We start from the raw sequence: 16,705 nt of genomic DNA on the forward strand, positions 1-16,705 counted from the left end.
CGCCGCGAAGGGCTGCCCCGGCGGTCCCGGTGGTCAGCCGGTCGCCGGTGCCGGCCGGTCCGGGATCTCCGCGAGCGCCACCGGTCTGCGCTCGCGCCGGGAGATCTCGCAGGCCTCCGCGACGCGCAGCGCCTGGAGCGCCTCGCGGCCGTCGCAGGGGTTCGCGCGCTCACCGCGCACCACCTCGACGAAGGCGCACAGCTCGGCCTCGTAGGCGGGCCCGAACCGCTCCAGGAATCCGGGCCACGGCTTGTCGGCGGCCGGTGGTCCGGTCGGCTCGGTGGAGGCGACCGGTGTCCGGTCGTCCAGGCCGACGACGACCGTGTCCCGCTCCCCGGCCAGTTCCATCCGCACGTCGTAGCCGGCGCCGTTGAGCCGGGTCGCCGTGACCGAGGCCAGCGTGCCGTCGTCCAGCGTGAGCACGGCCGCGCCCGTGTCGACGTCGCCCGCCTCCCGGAACATGGCGGGCCCGGCGTCCGACCCGGTCGCCTGCACGTCGACGACCTCCCGGCCGGTCACCCAGCGCAGCGCGTCGAAGTCGTGGATCAGCGCGTCGCGGAACAGCCCGCCCGACAGCGGCAGCCACTCCGGCGGGGGCGGGGACTGGTCGCAGGTCATCGCCCGCACGGTGTGCAGCCGGCCCAGCCGCCCGGAGCGCACCGCTTCCCGGGCTCCTGCGTAGCCGGCGTCGAAGCGCCGCTGGAAACCCATCTGCAGCACGGTGCCGGCCGCCTCCACCTCCGCCAGCGCCTGCAAGGAGCCCGGCAGGTCCACGGCGATGGGCTTCTCGCAGAACACCGGCAGTCCCGAACGCGCCGCCCGGCCGATCAGTTCCGCGTGCGCCGCGGTGGCCGTGGTGATCACGACCGCGTCGACGCCCCAGGTGAAGATCTCGTCCACTCCCGGCGCCGCCGTCTCCCCGAGGCGGTGCGCCAGCTCCTGGGCCCGCGCCGGGTCGGCATCCGTCAGGATCAGCGATCCGACCTCGCGGTGGCGGCTGAGCGTGTTCGCGTGCACGGTGCCGATACGGCCCGTACCGATGACCCCGATGCGCATGAGACCAAAGTGAGGGCCCACCCCGCGCCCTGTCAATGCGTATGTCCTGACAATCGGACTACACGACTTCCCGTCAACCGGGTGCACGGCTACGCTCGGGCCCGTGCCGAAACCAGATGCGGGCCCCACCGCGGCGCTCGACCTCCGTGTGGACCGCGGCTCACCCGTGCCGCTCTACTTCCAGCTCTCCCAGCAGCTGGAGGCCGCGATCGAGCACGGCGGCCTCACCCCCGGCAGCCTGCTCGGCAACGAGATCGAGCTGGCCGCCCGGCTCGGCCTGTCCCGGCCCACCGTCCGCCAGGCCATCCAGTCCCTGGTCGACAAGGGCCTGCTGGTCCGCCGCCGCGGCGTCGGCACCCAGGTCGTGCACAGCCAGGTCCGGCGCCCCCTGGAGCTGAGCAGCCTCTACGACGACCTGGAGGCGGCCGGCCGGCGCCCCGCCACCACGGTGCTCGTCAACACCCTCGTCCCGGCCTCCGCCGAGGTGGCCGCCGCGCTCGGCGTCCCCGAGGGCGGCGAGGTCCACCGGGTGGAGCGGCTCCGGCTGGCCCACGGCGAACCGATGGCCTACCTGACCAACCACCTCCCGTCCGGCCTGCTCGACCTGGACACCGGCCGGCTCGAGGCGACCGGCCTGTACCGGATGATGCGCGCCGCCGGGATCACCCTGCACAGCGCCCGCCAGTCCATCGGCGCCCGCGCCGCCACCGCGGCCGAGGCCGAGCGCCTCGCCGAGGCCGAGGGCGCCCCGCTGCTCACCATGCGGCGCACCACCTTCGACGACACCGGCCGCGCGGTGGAGCTGGGTGACCACCTGTACCGGCCGGCCCGCTACTCCTTCGAGTTCCAGCTCCTCGTGCGCCCCTGAATCCGCTTCCGTCTCCAGCTCCTCGTGCGCCCTTGAGCCTGCTCCGGTCGCAGCTCCTTCGTCTCAATGTCCGGACATCACGACGTCCTCACCCGGTGAAAGCGGGACGTGCCCGGGGGTGGGAAGCGGACGGGCCGTGGTCGATACTGGAGCGTTTGGGGCCGCCGCGACGATCCGCGCCGGCCCCGCGCGTACGAACGGACACAGCAAGGAGGGCACGGCCTCGTGACACGGTTTCGGACCTGGGTGGGCATAGCGACGACGGGGGTGCTGACCCTGGCCTGCCTGTCGCTGGCCGGGTGCAGCAGCACCGGCGGCAAACGGGCCGAGGACGCCCGCGAGGCCGCGGCGGCACAGGGCAGGGCGGCGGTGAGCACACCCCGCTGGACCTTCGCCATGATCACCCACTCGGGAGACGGCGACACCTTCTGGGACATCGTGCAGAGCGGCGCCAAGCAGGCCGCCGTCAAGGACAACATCAAGTTCCTGTACTCGCACAACGCCGAGGGCCAGCAGCAGGCCCAGCTGGTCGACGCGGCGGTCGACAAGAAGGTCGACGGCATCATCGTCAGCCTCGCCAAGCCAGACGCCCTGAAGGCCGCCGTGGCCCGCGCCGAGAAGGCCGGCATCCCGGTGATCACCGTGAACTCCGGGTCCGCCGAGTCCAAGGCGTTCGGCGCCCTCACCCACATCGGCCAGGACGAGACCATCGCCGGTGAGGCCGTCGGCGACGAGCTGAACAAGCGCGGCAGGAAGAAGGCCCTGTGCGTGCTGCACGAACAGGGCAACGTCGGCCACGAGCAGCGCTGCGCCGGTGTCGCCAAGACCTTCCACGGCATGGTGCAGAACCTCTACGTCAACGGCACCGACATGCCCGACGTGCAGTCCGGCATCGAGGCCAAGCTCCAGGCCGACAAGGGCATCGACACCGTCGTCACGCTCGGCGCGCCCTACGCCGACACCGCCGTCCGGGCCCGGACCGACGCGGGCAGCAAGGCCGAGGTCGACACCTTCGACCTCAACGCCAAGGTCGCCGCCGGACTCCAGGACGGCACGCTGGGCTTCGCCGTCGACCAGCAGCCCTATCTCCAGGGCTACCAGGCCGTCGACCTGCTGTGGCTGTACAAGTACAACGACGACGTCCTCGGCGGTGGCCGGCCGGTGCTCACCGGCCCGCAGATCATCACCAAGGACCAGGCCGCCGCGCTGGCGAAGTACACCCAGCGGGGCACCCGATGAGCGCCCTCGTCTCCACCGACGAGCGCCTGCTGAAGACCTCGCCGCTGCGCGGCCTGCTGGCGCGCCCGGAGCTGGGGTCGGTCGTCGGCGCCGTCGCCGTCTTCGTCTTCTTCGCCTGCGCGGCCGACGGCTTCCTGCGCGCCTCCAGCCTCAGCACGGTCCTGTACGCCTCGTCCACCATCGGCATCATGGCCGTACCGGTCGCGCTGCTGATGATCGGCGGCGAGTTCGACCTGTCGGCCGGTGTGATGGTGACCTCGTCGGCGCTGATCTCCTCGATCTTCAGCTACCAGATGACCGCCAACACCTGGGTCGGCGTGGGCGTCTCCCTGCTGGTGACCCTGGCCGTCGGCGCCTTCAACGGCTTCGTGCTGACCCGCACCCGGCTGCCCAGCTTCATCGTCACGCTGGGCACCTTCCTGATGCTGACCGGCATGAACCTCGGCCTCACCAAGCTCATCGACGGCACCGTCTCCACCAAGACGATCGCCGACATGGAGGGCTTCACCAGCGCCCACGACGTCTTCGCCTCGACCCTCACCGTCGGCGGCGTCGACTTCAAGGTCACCATCCTGTGGTGGCTCGTCCTGGTCGCCGCCGGCTCCTGGGTCCTGCTGCGCACCCGCGTCGGCAACTGGATCTTCGCGGTCGGCGGCAACCAGGACGCGGCCCGCGCGGTCGGCGTCCCGGTCGAGAAGACCAAGATCGGCCTCTACATGGGCGTGGCCTTCGGCGCCTGGATCTCCGGCCAGCACCTGCTGTTCAGCTACGAGGTCGTCCAGTCCGGCGAGGGCGTCGGCAACGAGCTGATCTACATCATCGCGGCCGTCATCGGCGGCTGCCTGATCACCGGCGGCTACGGCAGCGCGGTCGGCTCGGCCGTCGGCGCGCTGCTGTTCGGCATGACCAGCAAGGGCATCGTCTTCGCCGAGTGGAACCCCGACTGGTTCAAGTTCTTCCTCGGGGCGATGCTGCTCCTCGCGACCCTGCTCAACGCCTGGGTCCGCAAGCGCGCGGAGGCGACGAAGTGACCATCACCGCGGAACGCACGGCGCTCGTGGAGCTGTCCGGCGTCGACAAGCGCTACGGCAGCGTCCGGGCCCTGGAGGACGTCAGCCTGGAGGTCCACCCCGGGGAGATCACCTGCGTCCTCGGGGACAACGGCGCGGGCAAGTCCACCCTGATCAAGATCATCTCAGGGCTGCACCAGCACGACGGCGGTGTCCTGCGCATCGACGGCGAGGAGACCCGCCTGTCCTCCCCGCGCGAGGCACTGGACCGCGGTATCGCCACGGTCTACCAGGACCTGGCGGTCGTACCGCTGATGCCGGTGTGGCGGAACTTCTTCCTCGGCTCCGAGCCCCGCAAGGGCGCGGGCCCCTTCAAGCGCCTCGACGTCGACCTCATGCGCCGCACCACCCACGCCGAACTGCTGCGCATGGGCATCGACCTGCGGGACGTGGACCAGCCGATCGGCACGCTGTCCGGCGGCGAACGCCAGTGCGTGGCGATCGCGCGCGCGGTGTACTTCGGCGCCAAGGTGCTGATCCTCGACGAGCCGACGGCGGCACTGGGGGTCAAGCAGTCCGGTGTGGTCCTCAAATATGTGGCGGCGGCACGCGACCAGGGCCTGGGCGTCGTACTGATCACCCACAACCCGCACCACGCCTACCTCGTCGGCAACCACTTCGTGCTGCTCAAGCGGGGAACCATGGTCGGCAGCCACACCCGCGACGAGATCACACTGGACGAACTGACCCAGCAGATGGCGGGCGGCTCGGAACTGGACGCCCTGCGGCACGAGCTGGAACGCGACTGACGCGGACGCGAGCCGGTGCACCGTCGCCGGCCGTCGAGCCGCGGCCCGCGCCCTGCCCGGCCGCGGCCGGGTCCCGTCACCCGCGGGCACCGGCCGCGGCCCGGCACGGCGCCCGGCGGGGGCTTGAGGCAGAATCGACCAACGATGAGCACCTACCGCGACCTCACCGCCCCCATCGGGTCCCGCCGGGCCACCGTGCTGCGCACCACGGGCACCCGGGAACGCCGGTCACACCTGACCGCCCCCCGCGTCCCCACCGTCGGCATCGACATCGGCGGCACCAAGGTGATGGCGGGCGTCGTGGACGCCGACGGCAACATCCTGGAGAAGCTCCGCGCGGAGACCCCGGACAAGTCCAAGAGCCCCAAGGTCGTCGAGGACACCATCGTCGAACTGGTGCTGGACCTCTCCGACCGGCACGACGTGCACGCGGTCGGCATCGGCGCGGCCGGCTGGGTCGACGCCGACCGCAACCGCGTCCTGTTCGCCCCGCACCTGTCCTGGCGCAACGAGCCGCTCCGCGACCGCCTCTCCGGCCGCCTCTCCGTCCCCGTGCTCGTGGACAACGACGCCAACACCGCCGCCTGGGCCGAGTGGCGCTTCGGCGCCGGCCGCGGCGAGGACCACCTCGTCATGATCACGCTCGGCACCGGCATCGGCGGCGCGATCCTGGAGGACGGCCAGGTCAAGCGCGGCAAGTACGGCGTCGCCGGCGAGTTCGGCCACATGCAGGTCGTCCCCGGCGGCCACCGCTGCCCCTGCGGCAACCGCGGCTGCTGGGAGCAGTACAGCTCCGGCAACGCGCTGGTGCGCGAGGCCCGCGAGATGGCCGCCGCGGACTCCCCGGTGGCTTACGGGATCATCGAGCACGTCAAGGGCAGCATCGCCGACATCAGCGGCCCGATGATCACCGAGCTGGCCCGCGAGGGCGACGCCATGTGCGTGGAACTGCTCCAGGACATCGGCCAGTGGCTCGGCGTCGGCATCGCCAACCTGGCCGCCGCCCTAGACCCGTCCTGCTTCGTCATCGGCGGCGGTGTCTCGGCCGCCGACGACCTCCTCATCGGCCCCGCCCGGGACGCCTTCAAACGCCACCTCACCGGCCGCGGCTACCGCCCCGAGGCCCGCATCACCCGCGCCCAGCTCGGCCCCGAGGCGGGCATGGTCGGCGCCGCCGACCTCGCCCGGCTGGTCGCCCGCCGGTTCCGGCGGGCCAAACGGCGCCGGGTGGAGCGCTACGAGCGCTACGAGCGCTACACCCAGGACCGCCGCATCCAGGACACCATGTGACCGCCGCCCTGCCCCGCCAGGCGACGCCCCCCGACGAGCCGGCCCGGCCGCCCGAGGACCCGCGCCACCGGACCCGCCGCCGCGCGCTCACCCTGCTCATCATCGGGCTGCTCATCGGCGTGCCCGCGGGCTACCTGGTGATCTCCGCCGCGCAGAGCCGCGACAGCGGCAAGGACAAGCAGGCCAAGTACTCGGCGACCGGCCTCACCGCGGGCTGGCCCTCGAAGGTGCAGCGCCGCCTCTACCAGGTCAACGTGCCGCACCCGGCCGACTACATCGCCTACTACGAGACCAACAACTGGAAGACCAGCCGCCTCTACGTCCAGTTCCGCACCAACAGCGCGGGCCTGGACAGCTTCCTGGAGGCCACCGGCGTGACCCGGGACGACCTGAAGAAGGACCACATCACCATCGGGGCCCGCGACCGCAAGGTCAGCGGCTGGCACTTCACCGGCCCCGGCCCCTGGGCGGGCCTCACCCACACCCAGCGCAACCCGGCGCCCACCCAGGACGTGGTCGTGAACACGTCCGACCCGAACTTCCCCATGGTCTACGTCGTCTCGCGCACCGTCCCCTGACCCGCGCCCCGGCCGGCCGCCGGGACCGATTGTCAGAGCCCGCCCGTAGAGTCGAAGACGACCGGTCCCCCGTCGGGCCGGGTCGTGGACGGGCGGGAGGTGGCAGGACGATGAGTGGTGGCACCCTCGCGGTGACCGAGCGCGCGGGAGGCTCCCCGGAGACCGGGCGGCCGGTCCCGCCGCGCCTCGCGGCCGTCTTCCTGCCCGCGCCCCTGCCGCGCGAGGGCCGCGTCGCCTTCTGGGACCCCGACGGAGCGCCGCTGCCCGCCGCCGACGGCGACCTGACCGTCGTACGACCGCACGGCGCGGGCGTGCGCCGCCGGCAGGTGCCCGCGCTGACCCTGCCGCTCGGCGACGCCCTCCCGCTGCTGGTGCGCGCCCGGCACGACCCGGCCGCCCACCCGGCGACCGCCTGCTGGGGCGCCGCCGCCCTGCATGCCCTGCGGCTCGTCGCCCGCGGCCGCCTGCTGCCCGGCCTGACCCCCTGCGGGCACGACGCGTGGCGGGCCGGCCCGCTGGAGCCCGCCGACATCGCCCACCTGCGCGCGGTGGCGGCCGCCCTGCCCCCGGACGGCCACGCGGTCCCCCTGCCGGGCCCCGGACCGCTGGAGCTGCCCGAGCCGGAGGCGCTGGTCCGCTGCTTCCTGGACGCGGTCGCCGACACCCTGCCCCGCACCCCGGCCGCCCCCCACACCTCGGGCCGGCCCTTCGCCGCCCGCGAACCGCAGGCCCTGCCCGGAGCCCAGGACTGGGCCGCGGAGGTCGCCGCCGGCATGGACGCGGGCGTCCGCGTCTCCCTGCGCCTGGACCTGTCCGCCCACGACCTGTTCGACGCCGCGCCCGGCGGTGAGGACGCGCGCGGGGCGGGCGCGGCGGTCCTCCAGGTGCACAGCCTGGCCGACCCCACCCTGGTGGCCGACGCGGCCGCCCTCTGGGCCGGGGAGGCGGACGCCGCGTTCGGGCCACGCGCGCGCGTGGACGCCGCCCTGGCCGTGCGGCGCGCCGCACGCGTGTGGCCCCCGCTGGACCGGCTCGCCGAACAGGACGTCCCCGACGTCCTCGCCCTCTCCGAGCACGAACTGGGCGAACTGCTCGGCGTGGCCGCCTCCCGGCTCGCGGCCGCCGGAGTCGCCGTGCACTGGCCCAGGGACCTCGCGCAGGACCTCACCGCCGCCGCCGTCGTACGGCCCGCCCCCGGCTCGGCGACCGACGGCAGCGGCTTCTTCGAGAGCGAGGAACTGCTCGAGTTCCGCTGGCAGCTGGCGCTCGCCGGCGACCCGCTGAGCGACGCGGAGATGGACGCCCTCGCGGAGGCCCACCGCCCGGTCGTCCGGCTGCGGGACCGCTGGGTGCTGGTCGACCCCGCCCTGGTCCGCAAGGCCCGCAAACGCGAGCTGGGCCTGCTCGACCCGGTCGACGCGCTGTCCGTCGCGCTCACCGGCACGGCGGAGGTCGACGGTGAGAGCGTCGAGGCGGTCCCGGTCGGCGCGCTCGCCGCCCTGCGCGACCGCCTCACCGCCGGTCCGCACCCCGCCGCACCGCCCCCCGGCCTGCACGCCACCCTCCGCGACTACCAGCTGCGCGGCCTGGCCTGGCTGGACCTCATGACCTCCCTCGGCCTCGGCGGCTGCCTCGCCGACGACATGGGCCTCGGCAAGACGATCACGCTCATCGCCCTGCACCTGAAGCGGGCGCGCACCGAGCCGACGCTGGTCGTCTGCCCGGCCTCGCTGCTCGGCAACTGGCAGCGCGAGATCACCCGCTTCGCCCCCGGAGTCCCCGTGCGCCGCTTCCACGGCCCCGACCGCACCCTGGACGGCCTCGACGGGGGCTTCGTCCTGACGACCTACGGCACCATGCGCTCCACCGCGCCACGGCTCGCCGAGCGGAGCTGGGGCATGGTCGTCGCCGACGAGGCACAGCACGTCAAGAACCCCTACTCCGTCACCGCCAAGGCACTGCGCACCATCCCGTCCCCCGCGCGCGTGGCCCTCACCGGCACCCCGGTGGAGAACAACCTCTCCGAGCTGTGGGCCCTGCTCGACTGGACCACCCCCGGCCTCCTCGGCCCGCTGAAGTCCTTCCGAGCCCGGCACGCCCGCGCCGTGGAGAACGGCGAGGACCCGGAGGCCGTGGAGCGCCTGGCCCGCCTGGTCCGGCCCTTCCTGCTGCGCCGCAAGAAGTCCGACCCCGGCATCGTGCCCGAGCTGCCGCCGAAGACGGAGACGGACCACCCGGTGCCGCTCACCCGCGAACAGGCCGCGCTGTACGAGGCGGTGGTCCGGGAGTCGCTGCTGGCCATCGAGACCTCCAAGGGCATCGCCCGCCGGGGCCTGGTGCTCAAACTGCTCGGCGCGCTCAAGCAGATCTGCGACCACCCCGCGCTGTACCTCAAGGAGACGGCGTACGACGACCGGCTGGCCGCCCGCTCCGGCAAGACGGCCCTCCTCGACGAACTGCTGGACACCCTGCTCGCCGAGGACGGCTCGGCGCTCGTCTTCACGCAGTACGTCGGGATGGCCCGCCTGATCACCGCCCACCTGACCGCCCGCGCGGTCCCCGTCGACCTGCTGCACGGCGGCACCCCGGTCCTGGAGCGGGAACGGATGGTGGACCGCTTCCAGAGCGGCGCGACACCCGTCCTGGTGCTGTCCCTGAAGGCCGCGGGCACCGGCCTCAACCTCACCCGCGCGGGCCACGTCATCCACTTCGACCGCTGGTGGAACCCGGCCGTGGAGGAGCAGGCCACCGACCGCGCCTACCGCATCGGCCAGACCCAGCCCGTCCAGGTGCACCGCCTGGTCACCGAGGGCACGGTCGAGGACCGCATCGCCGAGATGCTCCAGGCCAAGCGCGCCCTCGCCGACGCCGTGCTCGGCTCCGGCGAGTCGGCCCTCACGGAACTGACGGACCGCGAACTGGCCGACCTCGTCTCCCTGCGCAGGACGTCATGACGCCCGGCGGGGAGCGTCCCGCGGACGCCGTCCGCCGCGCCCTGCGAGCGGCACGGGAACGGTCCGGTGAACGGTCCGCGGCGGACGCGGAGGCCGGGGCGGCGGAGCAGGACCTGCGGGATGCGGGGCCCGGGGGAGCGGCCGACGGGGAGGCAGCGGAGGCCGCCGCACCGGTGGGCCGGGCTGCGGAGGAAGAGGCGGCGCCGGGGGCCGGGGACGCGGAGCAAGCGGCGGCGCCGAAGGCGGTGGCGGGGTCCACCGCGCCCGCGGCGGACCCCGGCGCCACGGATGCCCCGCACCGGTCGTCGGCCGGCGACGGCCCGAGGCCGGCCGACGCGGCCCGGGCCGCGCTCCGCTCGGCCCTCTCCGCACGGCGCGCCCCCCAGGACGAGGCGAACGCCGAGAACGCCCCGTCCCGGGAGGACATGGACAAGGACGAGGACGCACGGGACCAGCAGCGGACCGAGCCGAGCGACCCGGACGGGCGGGGCGGGCCGGACGAGGGCGGCGGCGAGGCGGAGGCGGGCGTCGGCCGGCGCCCGCCCGGGCTCACAGCGGCGGACCCTTCCCCCGAAGCGGGGAGGGCAGGCACGCGCCCCGGTGACACGGCCCGGGAGGCGCTGCACGCCGCCCGCCGCAGGGCAGCGGCGTCACGTGCCGGGGCGGGCGCCTCGTCCGGGACGTCCCGCTCCGCCGCCGCATCCTCCCGGCCGACCGGTGCCACCGGCCGCGCCACCCGTGACCTGCCCGACCGAGCCCGGCCGGCCCGTGAGCTGAGGCACTTCCTCGCCGACGCCTTCCGCATGCCCCCGGCCGACGACCCACCGGAGCCGACGGACGCGCCCGGGGCCCCCGCCCCGGCTGCCCCCGCACCCCCGGCGCCCTCCGGCCCCGAGCCCTCCGTTCCCCCCGCCCTCGCGCCTGCGGCCCAGGAGCCCGCACCGCCCGGCGCCCCGGCGGCCGCCGTGCCCGCGCACCCCCAGGTCCCCCGGAGCATGGCCACCCCGCACCGCGACACCGACCTCCGCCGGACCTTCCCGGCCTTCCCCGCCGTCCCGTCCCGGACGGCCGCGGCCGGAGACCCCGGGTTCGCCGACACCTGGTGGGGCAACGCCTGGGTCGGGGCGCTGGAACAGGGCGCCCTGGACGCCAAGCGGCTGGCACGCGGACGCGGATACGCCGAGCAGGGACACGTGGACGCGATCACCGTGACGCCGGGGACCGTGCTGGCGTACGTGCGCGGGAGCCGGCCGCGGCCGTACCGCGTGCAGGTGCGGCTGCGCACCCTGGACGAGGACGACTGGGAGCGGTTCCTGGACGCCGCCGCCGACCGGCCCGGACACATCGCCGCGCTGCTCGACAAGGAGCTGCCGCACTCCCTCGCCGACTGCGGGGTGCCGCTGCTGCCCGGCCCCGGCGACCTCGCCCCCCGGTGCAGCTGCCCCGACTCCGGCCACCCCTGCAAGCACGCCGCCGCCCTCTGCTACCAGACGGCACGGCTGCTGGACGCCGACCCGTTCGTCCTGCTCCTGCTGCGCGGGCGCGGCGAGCGGGAGCTGCTGGACGCGCTCTCCCGCCGCAGCGCCGCCCGAGCGGCCCGTACCGCCCGGGAGCGCTCGCCCCGGTCCCTGCCCGGGGTGCGTGCCACCGACGCGCTCGCCCCGCGCCGGCTGCCCCCGCTGCCGCCGCCGTCACCGGCCCCGGCCCACCCCGGGCAGCCACCGGCGTACCCGGCCTCGCCCGGCGGACCGGACCCCTTCGCGCTGGACCAGCTGGCCACGGACGCCGCCGCCCGCGCCCACGCCCTGCTGACCACCGGTCGCGACCCGGTCGGCGCGCTGACCCTGTGGCAGGACGCGGTGCGCCTGGCCGCCGCGCGCCCCGGCTCGGGACTGACCGCAGCCACCCGCGCGCTCTACGCCACGCTCGCCTCCGCGACCGGGCGCACCCCGGCCGACCTCGCGCGCGCGGTCGCCGCCTGGCGTCAGGGCGGGCTGGAAGGGCTGGCCGTCCTGGAGGAGGCCTGGGACCCGCCGGCGGGCCGCTTCGACCGCGCGCGCCCGCTGCTGCTGGCCGCCGACCTCCCCGCCTTCCGCCCCTGGCGCAACCGCCTCACCCACCCGGGCGGCCACGTCCAGCTCCGCCTCGGCCGCGACGGCCTGTGGTACGCCTACGAGTCCGAGCCGGGCCACGACGACTGGTGGCCCCGCGGCACCCCCGACCTGGACCCGGTGGGCGCGCTCACCGGCCTGGGCGTCCCCACGGACCTGTGAGCCGGCACCGCGCGACTACGCGCCGCCCGGTGAGTCCCGCAGGATGTCCGTGGTGATCTCCGCCAGGGACCTGCCGGTGCGGAAGGCCTCGGCGCGCATGAGGGCCAGCGCGTCCTCGCGCGTGAGCCCTCGGCGGGCCACCAGCGCACCCACCGCCCGCGCGGTGTCGAACCAGTGGGCGCGGACGACCTCCTCGGGCTCCCAGGAGGGCCCCTCGGCGCCGGTGATGATCATCTCGCGGGTCGGCAGCAGGGCGGCCGAGACGGCGTCGGCCACGTCGGCGGCCTGCTCCAGGGTCTCCTTGCTGAGGGCGTACGGCCGGTAGGCCAGCAGGTCGACGGTGCCGAGGACGTAGTCGCCGAAGAAGACGGGCAGCGCGTACACCGACGCGACCTGCGGCAGCCGCTCCCGCATGGTCGCCCCGAACAGGGGCCAGGGCGTCAGCTCGTTCGGCAGGTCGTCGACCGCCTCGGGACCGCCGGTGTGCGCCGCGCTGATGCACGGCCCCTCCAGCACGGTGAACTGGATCTCCTCCAGCAGCAGCGCCGCGTCGTCGGAGGCGGCGAGCAGCTGCCGGGAGGGGGTGTCGGTGAGCAGCGCGAGCGTGGCGCCGTCCATGCCGAGCCCGTCGCGCACGGCCTCGCAGACCCGCCGGGGGACGTCCCGGACGGGTGCGTCGGCCGCCGCCCGCGTCACGAGCCGGGCGGCCTTCGTGATCCCGTTCGTCATCCGGACCTCCGTCGCCGGGCGGAACCGGATGCACGAGCTGCCGAACGGTGAGGTGGCGCCGCCAGGCGCTGGAGAGGGCCCATGAGCGCCAAGTACCCCGCCGGACGGCGGCGACGCCGCCCGGCGGGGTCGTAGGCAGCCGCGTCCCGCCTCGGCAGGCGGGGCGGCCCGCGGTGGCCGAGAATGAGTCGCCGGGGGCCGGGTACTTCGGGGCGGCAGGCCGGCGGGCCGGCAGGTGGGCGGGCAGGCGGGCGCGCCGCCGGAACGGGAGGTCCTCGATGACGACCGTCGGTGTCGAAGAGGAGTACATGCTGGTCGACCCGGTGATGGGCCGTCTGGTGGCGCGTGCGGAGAAGGTGCGGTCCGCGGCCGGACTCGAGCCGTTCGTGGCCGCCCGGGAGATCCAGGCGGAGCTGCTCCAGGCGCAGGTCGAGGTGGCCACCCCGGTGTGCGAGTCGCTGGAGGAGGTCGGCGGCCATCTGCTGCGGCTGCGGCACGCCGTGGCCGGGGCGGCGGAGGCGCACGGCTGCCGCATCATGGCCGCCGGTACGCCGCCGACGCGTCAGGCCCTGCCGGTGCCCGTCACCGACCGCGCCCGGTACCGCACCATGCAGCAGCAGGCCCCGCAACTGGTGGCCGAGCAGCTGGTCAACGGCATGCACGTGCACGTCGCGGTGCCCGGCCGGCGCATGGCGGTCCAGGTGCTCAACCGGATCCGCGTCTGGCTCCCGGTCCTGACCGCCATGGCGGCGAACTCCCCGCTGTGGGAGGGCCACGACACCGGCTTCGCGAGCTGGCGGACGGTGGTGTTCGACCGTTGGCCGGTCAGCGGTGTCCCGCCGCGCTTCCTCGACGAGACGGACTACGACACCCGGGTGGGGCGGCTGCTGTCCACCGGGGTGATCAGTGACACCGGTCAGCTGTACTGGCAGGCCAGGGTGTCCGAGACCTACCCCACGGTGGAGGTCCGCTGCCTGGACGTCCAGCTGCGCACCGACGAGGCGGTGATGTTCGCCGGGCTGGTACGGGCCCTGGTCGACACCGCCTTGTCGGAGGCGGCGGCGGACGGGGAGGCGCCGGACACCCCGCCCGAGCTGCTGGACGTGGCGATGTGGCAGGCCGCCCGGTACGGACTCGGCGGCGACCTGGTGCTGCCGGGGGGCGAACGCCGGCGCGCGGGCGACGCCGTGTACCGGCTGCTGGAGCACGTCGGCCCGGCGCTGGAGGCGGCGGGTGACACCCGGGTGGTCACCTCGCTGGTGCACCGGCTGCTCCAGCAGGGCACCGGCGCGGACCGTCAGCGCCAGGCCCTGGCCGAGGGCGGTATGGACGCCGTGGTCGGCCTGCTCATCGAGGCCGGCATGCCCTGACCGCGCCGGGGCCGCGCCCGCCCCGGCGCGGCCCCGCGTCCCAGCACGCGCCCGGGCCCTCAGGGCCCGGACCAGCCGGCCTCCCACTCCTCGCTGCCCTTCGCGCCCTCGGCCCGCGTGGCCGGGCCCGCCGGGCCGTCGTCCTCGGAGTCGTCGCCCTCCGCCTGCGAAGGGGTGGTGCGGGGCACGTCCCGCTGCCCGGACGACTCCTGCCGGTCACCGGCCGAGGTGTCCTGCGGCCGCTCGCCCTCCGCCTGGGACGGGGTGTGTTCACTCATGTCGGCCTCCCTGGCACTGCGGACTCGCTCCGCCGCTCGTTCGCGCTGCCCCGGCGCCGGGGTGACACCGGGCGCGGAAGCGAGTCCCCCTGCGCGGACGACGGAAACGCGCCGGCGATCAGCCGGCCCACCGGACGCGGCCCACCGTCTCCCGGCCCACCTCTCCCGGCCTGCCGGGCTTCCGCCTACAGGTCCTCCGCCGGGCGCGTGACTCCCAGACCCACCCGGATCACCCCGTACACCTCGCCGGCTTCCGGCGGACGCGTCCAGGAACGGCTGGTGAACGTGTGCAGCCGCCCCCGCACGAGGGCGTGCCGCGGCAGGGACACCCCGAACTCCCCGGCCACCGCCTCCAGCAACGGCCCCTCCGCCTCGCCCGCGGAGTCCGGGGAGCCGAAGAACCGGCCCGGATCGAGCGCCCGCGGTATCTCCCCGCTCCGCCGGATCTCTCCGCCGACGTACGTGAACGCGTACTCCACGGCGCCGTCGCGCGCCACCGACAGGGCGCAGAACGGCTCCCGGTGCTCCGGCCTCAGCCCGCTCCACACCACCACCGCGCGGGTGCCCGCACTGGCGGCCGCGGCAGGGGAGACGAACCGCCGCCGGTCGAACCCGGCGGGATCGGCGTCGAAGGCGAAGCTCCAGCCGGAACCGGCCCGGCCGACCGCCATGAGGGCCCGGTCGTCGTACGACGAGAACTCCGTGCGGCCCCGCAGCGACTTCCGCCGTGCCTCCCAGTGAGCCATGGGCACGTCCAGCAGGAAGCCCTCCCCGACCTCGTCCCCCTTCCCCTCCCTCTCCCCGTCCGCCAGGCGCCGGGGCAGTTCCGCGGGCTCCACCCCCTCCACCAGGACGAACCGGTAGGACGTGCGGGTGGCACCCGGGTCCGGCTCCGCGAGCCAGCCCAGACCGCCCGGGTCGAGCCCGGCCGCCGGTCCGGGTGCCTCACCCGCCTGCCCGCCCCTCGGCACGGACAGCAGCTCCCGGCCCCGCTCCGGGGTCAGCAGGGGCCCGAGCAGCGGATCGGCCACCCATCCCAGCGGCGCCAGGTGGTCCGGTCCCAGCGGCTCCCACCGGGGCAGGGCGTGCATCAGGACCCGCCAGGCACCGTCGCAGTCCCCCCAGCGCGCCAGCTCCCGCGCCCGCTCGACCGCCTCGCCGAACGGACCCGTCGCCGAGTACCGGTAGGTGCCGTCCCGCACCTCGGCCAGGAGCACGTGAGCCCGTGACAGCAGATCCTCGTCGGCGCTCCGCAGCAGGAACCGCAGCGTCGAATCGTCCCGGTAGGAGTGGGCCGCGTGCTCGGCGACCAGCGGTGGCAGCAGTTCGGGCGTGTACCGCGGATCGGTCACCAGCCCGTCGAAGTGGACCGGGTGGCCCTGTCCCAGCAGGCGGCGTATCTGGTCGCCCAGTCCGGCGGCCCGCGGCCTGCCGTACTCCTTGGCCTCGTCCAGCGTCCGCACGGCCCGTTCCCAGTCGCCGCGCAGCGCCTCCAGCCGGGCCCGGTCCACCAGCGCGTCCAGCTCTCGGGTCGTGTCGTTGGCGAACACCGGCACCCCGTCGGCCGGGCGGGCCCGCAGACTGTGGAACTCCCGGTACGCGTCCCGCATGAACTCCAGGAAGCTCGCGTGCCGTTCGGGTGGCGCCGCCCGCCAGGGCGCCCAGGTGTACACGGCCCACTCACCGTCCTCGTCCACGTCCTCGGGGTCCATGAGGACGTAGGTGGCGTCGGACGCGAGGTCCAGCTGCAACCCGCGCCGCCAGATTCCCGCCTCCTGCCGTTCCTCGGGTCCGGAAGTCTCGTCCAGGTCCTCCTCGAACGAGGCCCCGAGTCCCGGCGCGTCCTCGTGCCAGCGCGCCTCCCCGGTCCCCGCCAGCAGCCACACGAACCCGCCCGCGTGCCGCCATCCGTCGCTGACCTGGAGGAACTCCCGGTACGACGGGGGCATGCGCCGGCCGAGGCGCCGCTCCATGGCGGCGATCCGTTCCTCGGACGCGGGAGGAAACCCCAGCCACCGCGCCTGCCGCGCGGCCTCGTCGTCCTCGCTCCGGCTCTCGTCGTCCGGCAGGGAATCCGCCCACTCCCCGCTCCACCTGCGCAGGAAGGAGCGCCAGCCGAATGCCGTGGTGGTGTCCGTCATGCGCCCGATGCTGCCACCCGCCACTGACAGTGCCCGGGGCCTGCACCGGATGGCGTCCGGTGCGTAGGAGGGGCGTCCCGGTCGTGGCAGCCGACCGCGACCGGCCGGTG

Annotated in this window: 13 protein-coding genes; 9 read left to right on the top strand and 4 right to left on the bottom strand. The window is 75.0% G+C overall.

Features of this window, described 5'->3' with window-relative positions:
* Positions 1-33: 33 nt before the first annotated feature.
* On the bottom strand, positions 34-1,056 hold the full coding sequence (locus tag ACZ6CZ_RS10205; protein ID WP_469017471.1) for a Gfo/Idh/MocA family protein: 1,023 nt from the start codon (positions 1,054-1,056) through the stop codon (positions 34-36).
* Positions 1,057-1,159: 103 nt separating this feature from the next.
* Between ACZ6CZ_RS10205 and ACZ6CZ_RS10210 the strand changes: the two genes are divergently transcribed.
* From ACZ6CZ_RS10210 to ACZ6CZ_RS10245, 8 genes are all read left to right on the top strand, one after another.
* Entirely contained in the window at positions 1,160-1,924 is a 765-nt protein-coding gene (locus ACZ6CZ_RS10210) for a GntR family transcriptional regulator (protein WP_469017474.1), read from the top strand.
* 225 nt (positions 1,925-2,149) lie between these two features.
* The gene (locus ACZ6CZ_RS10215) at positions 2,150-3,163 is read left to right on the top strand and encodes a sugar ABC transporter substrate-binding protein (RefSeq protein ID WP_469017477.1); all 1,014 of its coding nucleotides are present in this window, start codon (positions 2,150-2,152) and stop codon (positions 3,161-3,163) included.
* On the top strand, positions 3,160-4,194 hold the full coding sequence (locus ACZ6CZ_RS10220; RefSeq protein ID WP_469017480.1) for an ABC transporter permease: 1,035 nt from the start codon (positions 3,160-3,162) through the stop codon (positions 4,192-4,194). The genes ACZ6CZ_RS10215 and ACZ6CZ_RS10220 overlap by 4 nt, the downstream gene beginning before the upstream one ends.
* Positions 4,191-4,982 carry an ATP-binding cassette domain-containing protein gene (locus ACZ6CZ_RS10225; protein WP_469017483.1) on the top strand — a complete coding sequence of 264 codons (792 nt, stop codon included), beginning with the start codon at positions 4,191-4,193 and terminating at the stop codon, positions 4,980-4,982. Before ACZ6CZ_RS10220 ends, ACZ6CZ_RS10225 begins: the two co-directional genes overlap by 4 nt.
* 144 nt (positions 4,983-5,126) lie before the next feature.
* Positions 5,127-6,272: an ROK family glucokinase gene (locus tag ACZ6CZ_RS10230; protein WP_469017485.1), complete on the top strand. Its 1,146-nt coding sequence runs from the start codon at positions 5,127-5,129 to the stop codon at positions 6,270-6,272.
* Complete coding sequence (locus ACZ6CZ_RS10235; protein WP_469017487.1) at positions 6,269-6,850, top strand: sugar kinase; 582 nt, start codon at positions 6,269-6,271, stop codon at positions 6,848-6,850. The genes ACZ6CZ_RS10230 and ACZ6CZ_RS10235 overlap by 4 nt, the downstream gene beginning before the upstream one ends.
* A gap of 110 nt (positions 6,851-6,960) precedes the next feature.
* Positions 6,961-9,804, top strand: a complete 2,844-nt coding sequence (locus tag ACZ6CZ_RS10240) for a DEAD/DEAH box helicase (protein ID WP_469017490.1) — start codon at positions 6,961-6,963, stop codon at positions 9,802-9,804.
* Positions 9,801-12,077 carry an SWIM zinc finger family protein gene (locus ACZ6CZ_RS10245; RefSeq protein ID WP_469017491.1) on the top strand — a complete coding sequence of 759 codons (2,277 nt, stop codon included), beginning with the start codon at positions 9,801-9,803 and terminating at the stop codon, positions 12,075-12,077. The genes ACZ6CZ_RS10240 and ACZ6CZ_RS10245 overlap by 4 nt, the downstream gene beginning before the upstream one ends.
* A 15-nt stretch (positions 12,078-12,092) precedes the next feature.
* Here the strand turns inward: ACZ6CZ_RS10245 and ACZ6CZ_RS10250 are convergent, their stop codons facing one another.
* Positions 12,093-12,806, bottom strand: a complete 714-nt coding sequence (locus tag ACZ6CZ_RS10250) for a GAF and ANTAR domain-containing protein (protein WP_469017493.1) — start codon at positions 12,804-12,806, stop codon at positions 12,093-12,095.
* 278 nt (positions 12,807-13,084) lie between these two features.
* Here ACZ6CZ_RS10250 and ACZ6CZ_RS10255 point away from each other — a divergent pair, with 278 nt between their 5' ends.
* Entirely contained in the window at positions 13,085-14,176 is a 1,092-nt protein-coding gene (locus ACZ6CZ_RS10255) for a carboxylate-amine ligase (RefSeq protein ID WP_469017496.1), read from the top strand.
* Between the two features lie 59 nt (positions 14,177-14,235).
* Here ACZ6CZ_RS10255 and ACZ6CZ_RS10260 read toward each other — a convergent pair whose 3' ends face one another.
* Both ACZ6CZ_RS10260 and ACZ6CZ_RS10265 read right to left on the bottom strand, forming a co-directional pair.
* Positions 14,236-14,454, bottom strand: a complete 219-nt coding sequence (locus ACZ6CZ_RS10260; RefSeq protein WP_469017498.1) for a hypothetical protein — start codon at positions 14,452-14,454, stop codon at positions 14,236-14,238.
* Positions 14,455-14,639: 185 nt separating this feature from the next.
* Positions 14,640-16,595 (bottom strand): SMI1/KNR4 family protein, encoded by a 1,956-nt coding sequence (locus ACZ6CZ_RS10265; RefSeq protein ID WP_469017500.1) that lies wholly within the window; start codon positions 16,593-16,595, stop codon positions 14,640-14,642.
* Positions 16,596-16,705: the final 110 nt, after the last annotated feature.

This window comes from Streptomyces sp. NPDC041135, assembly GCF_055592085.1.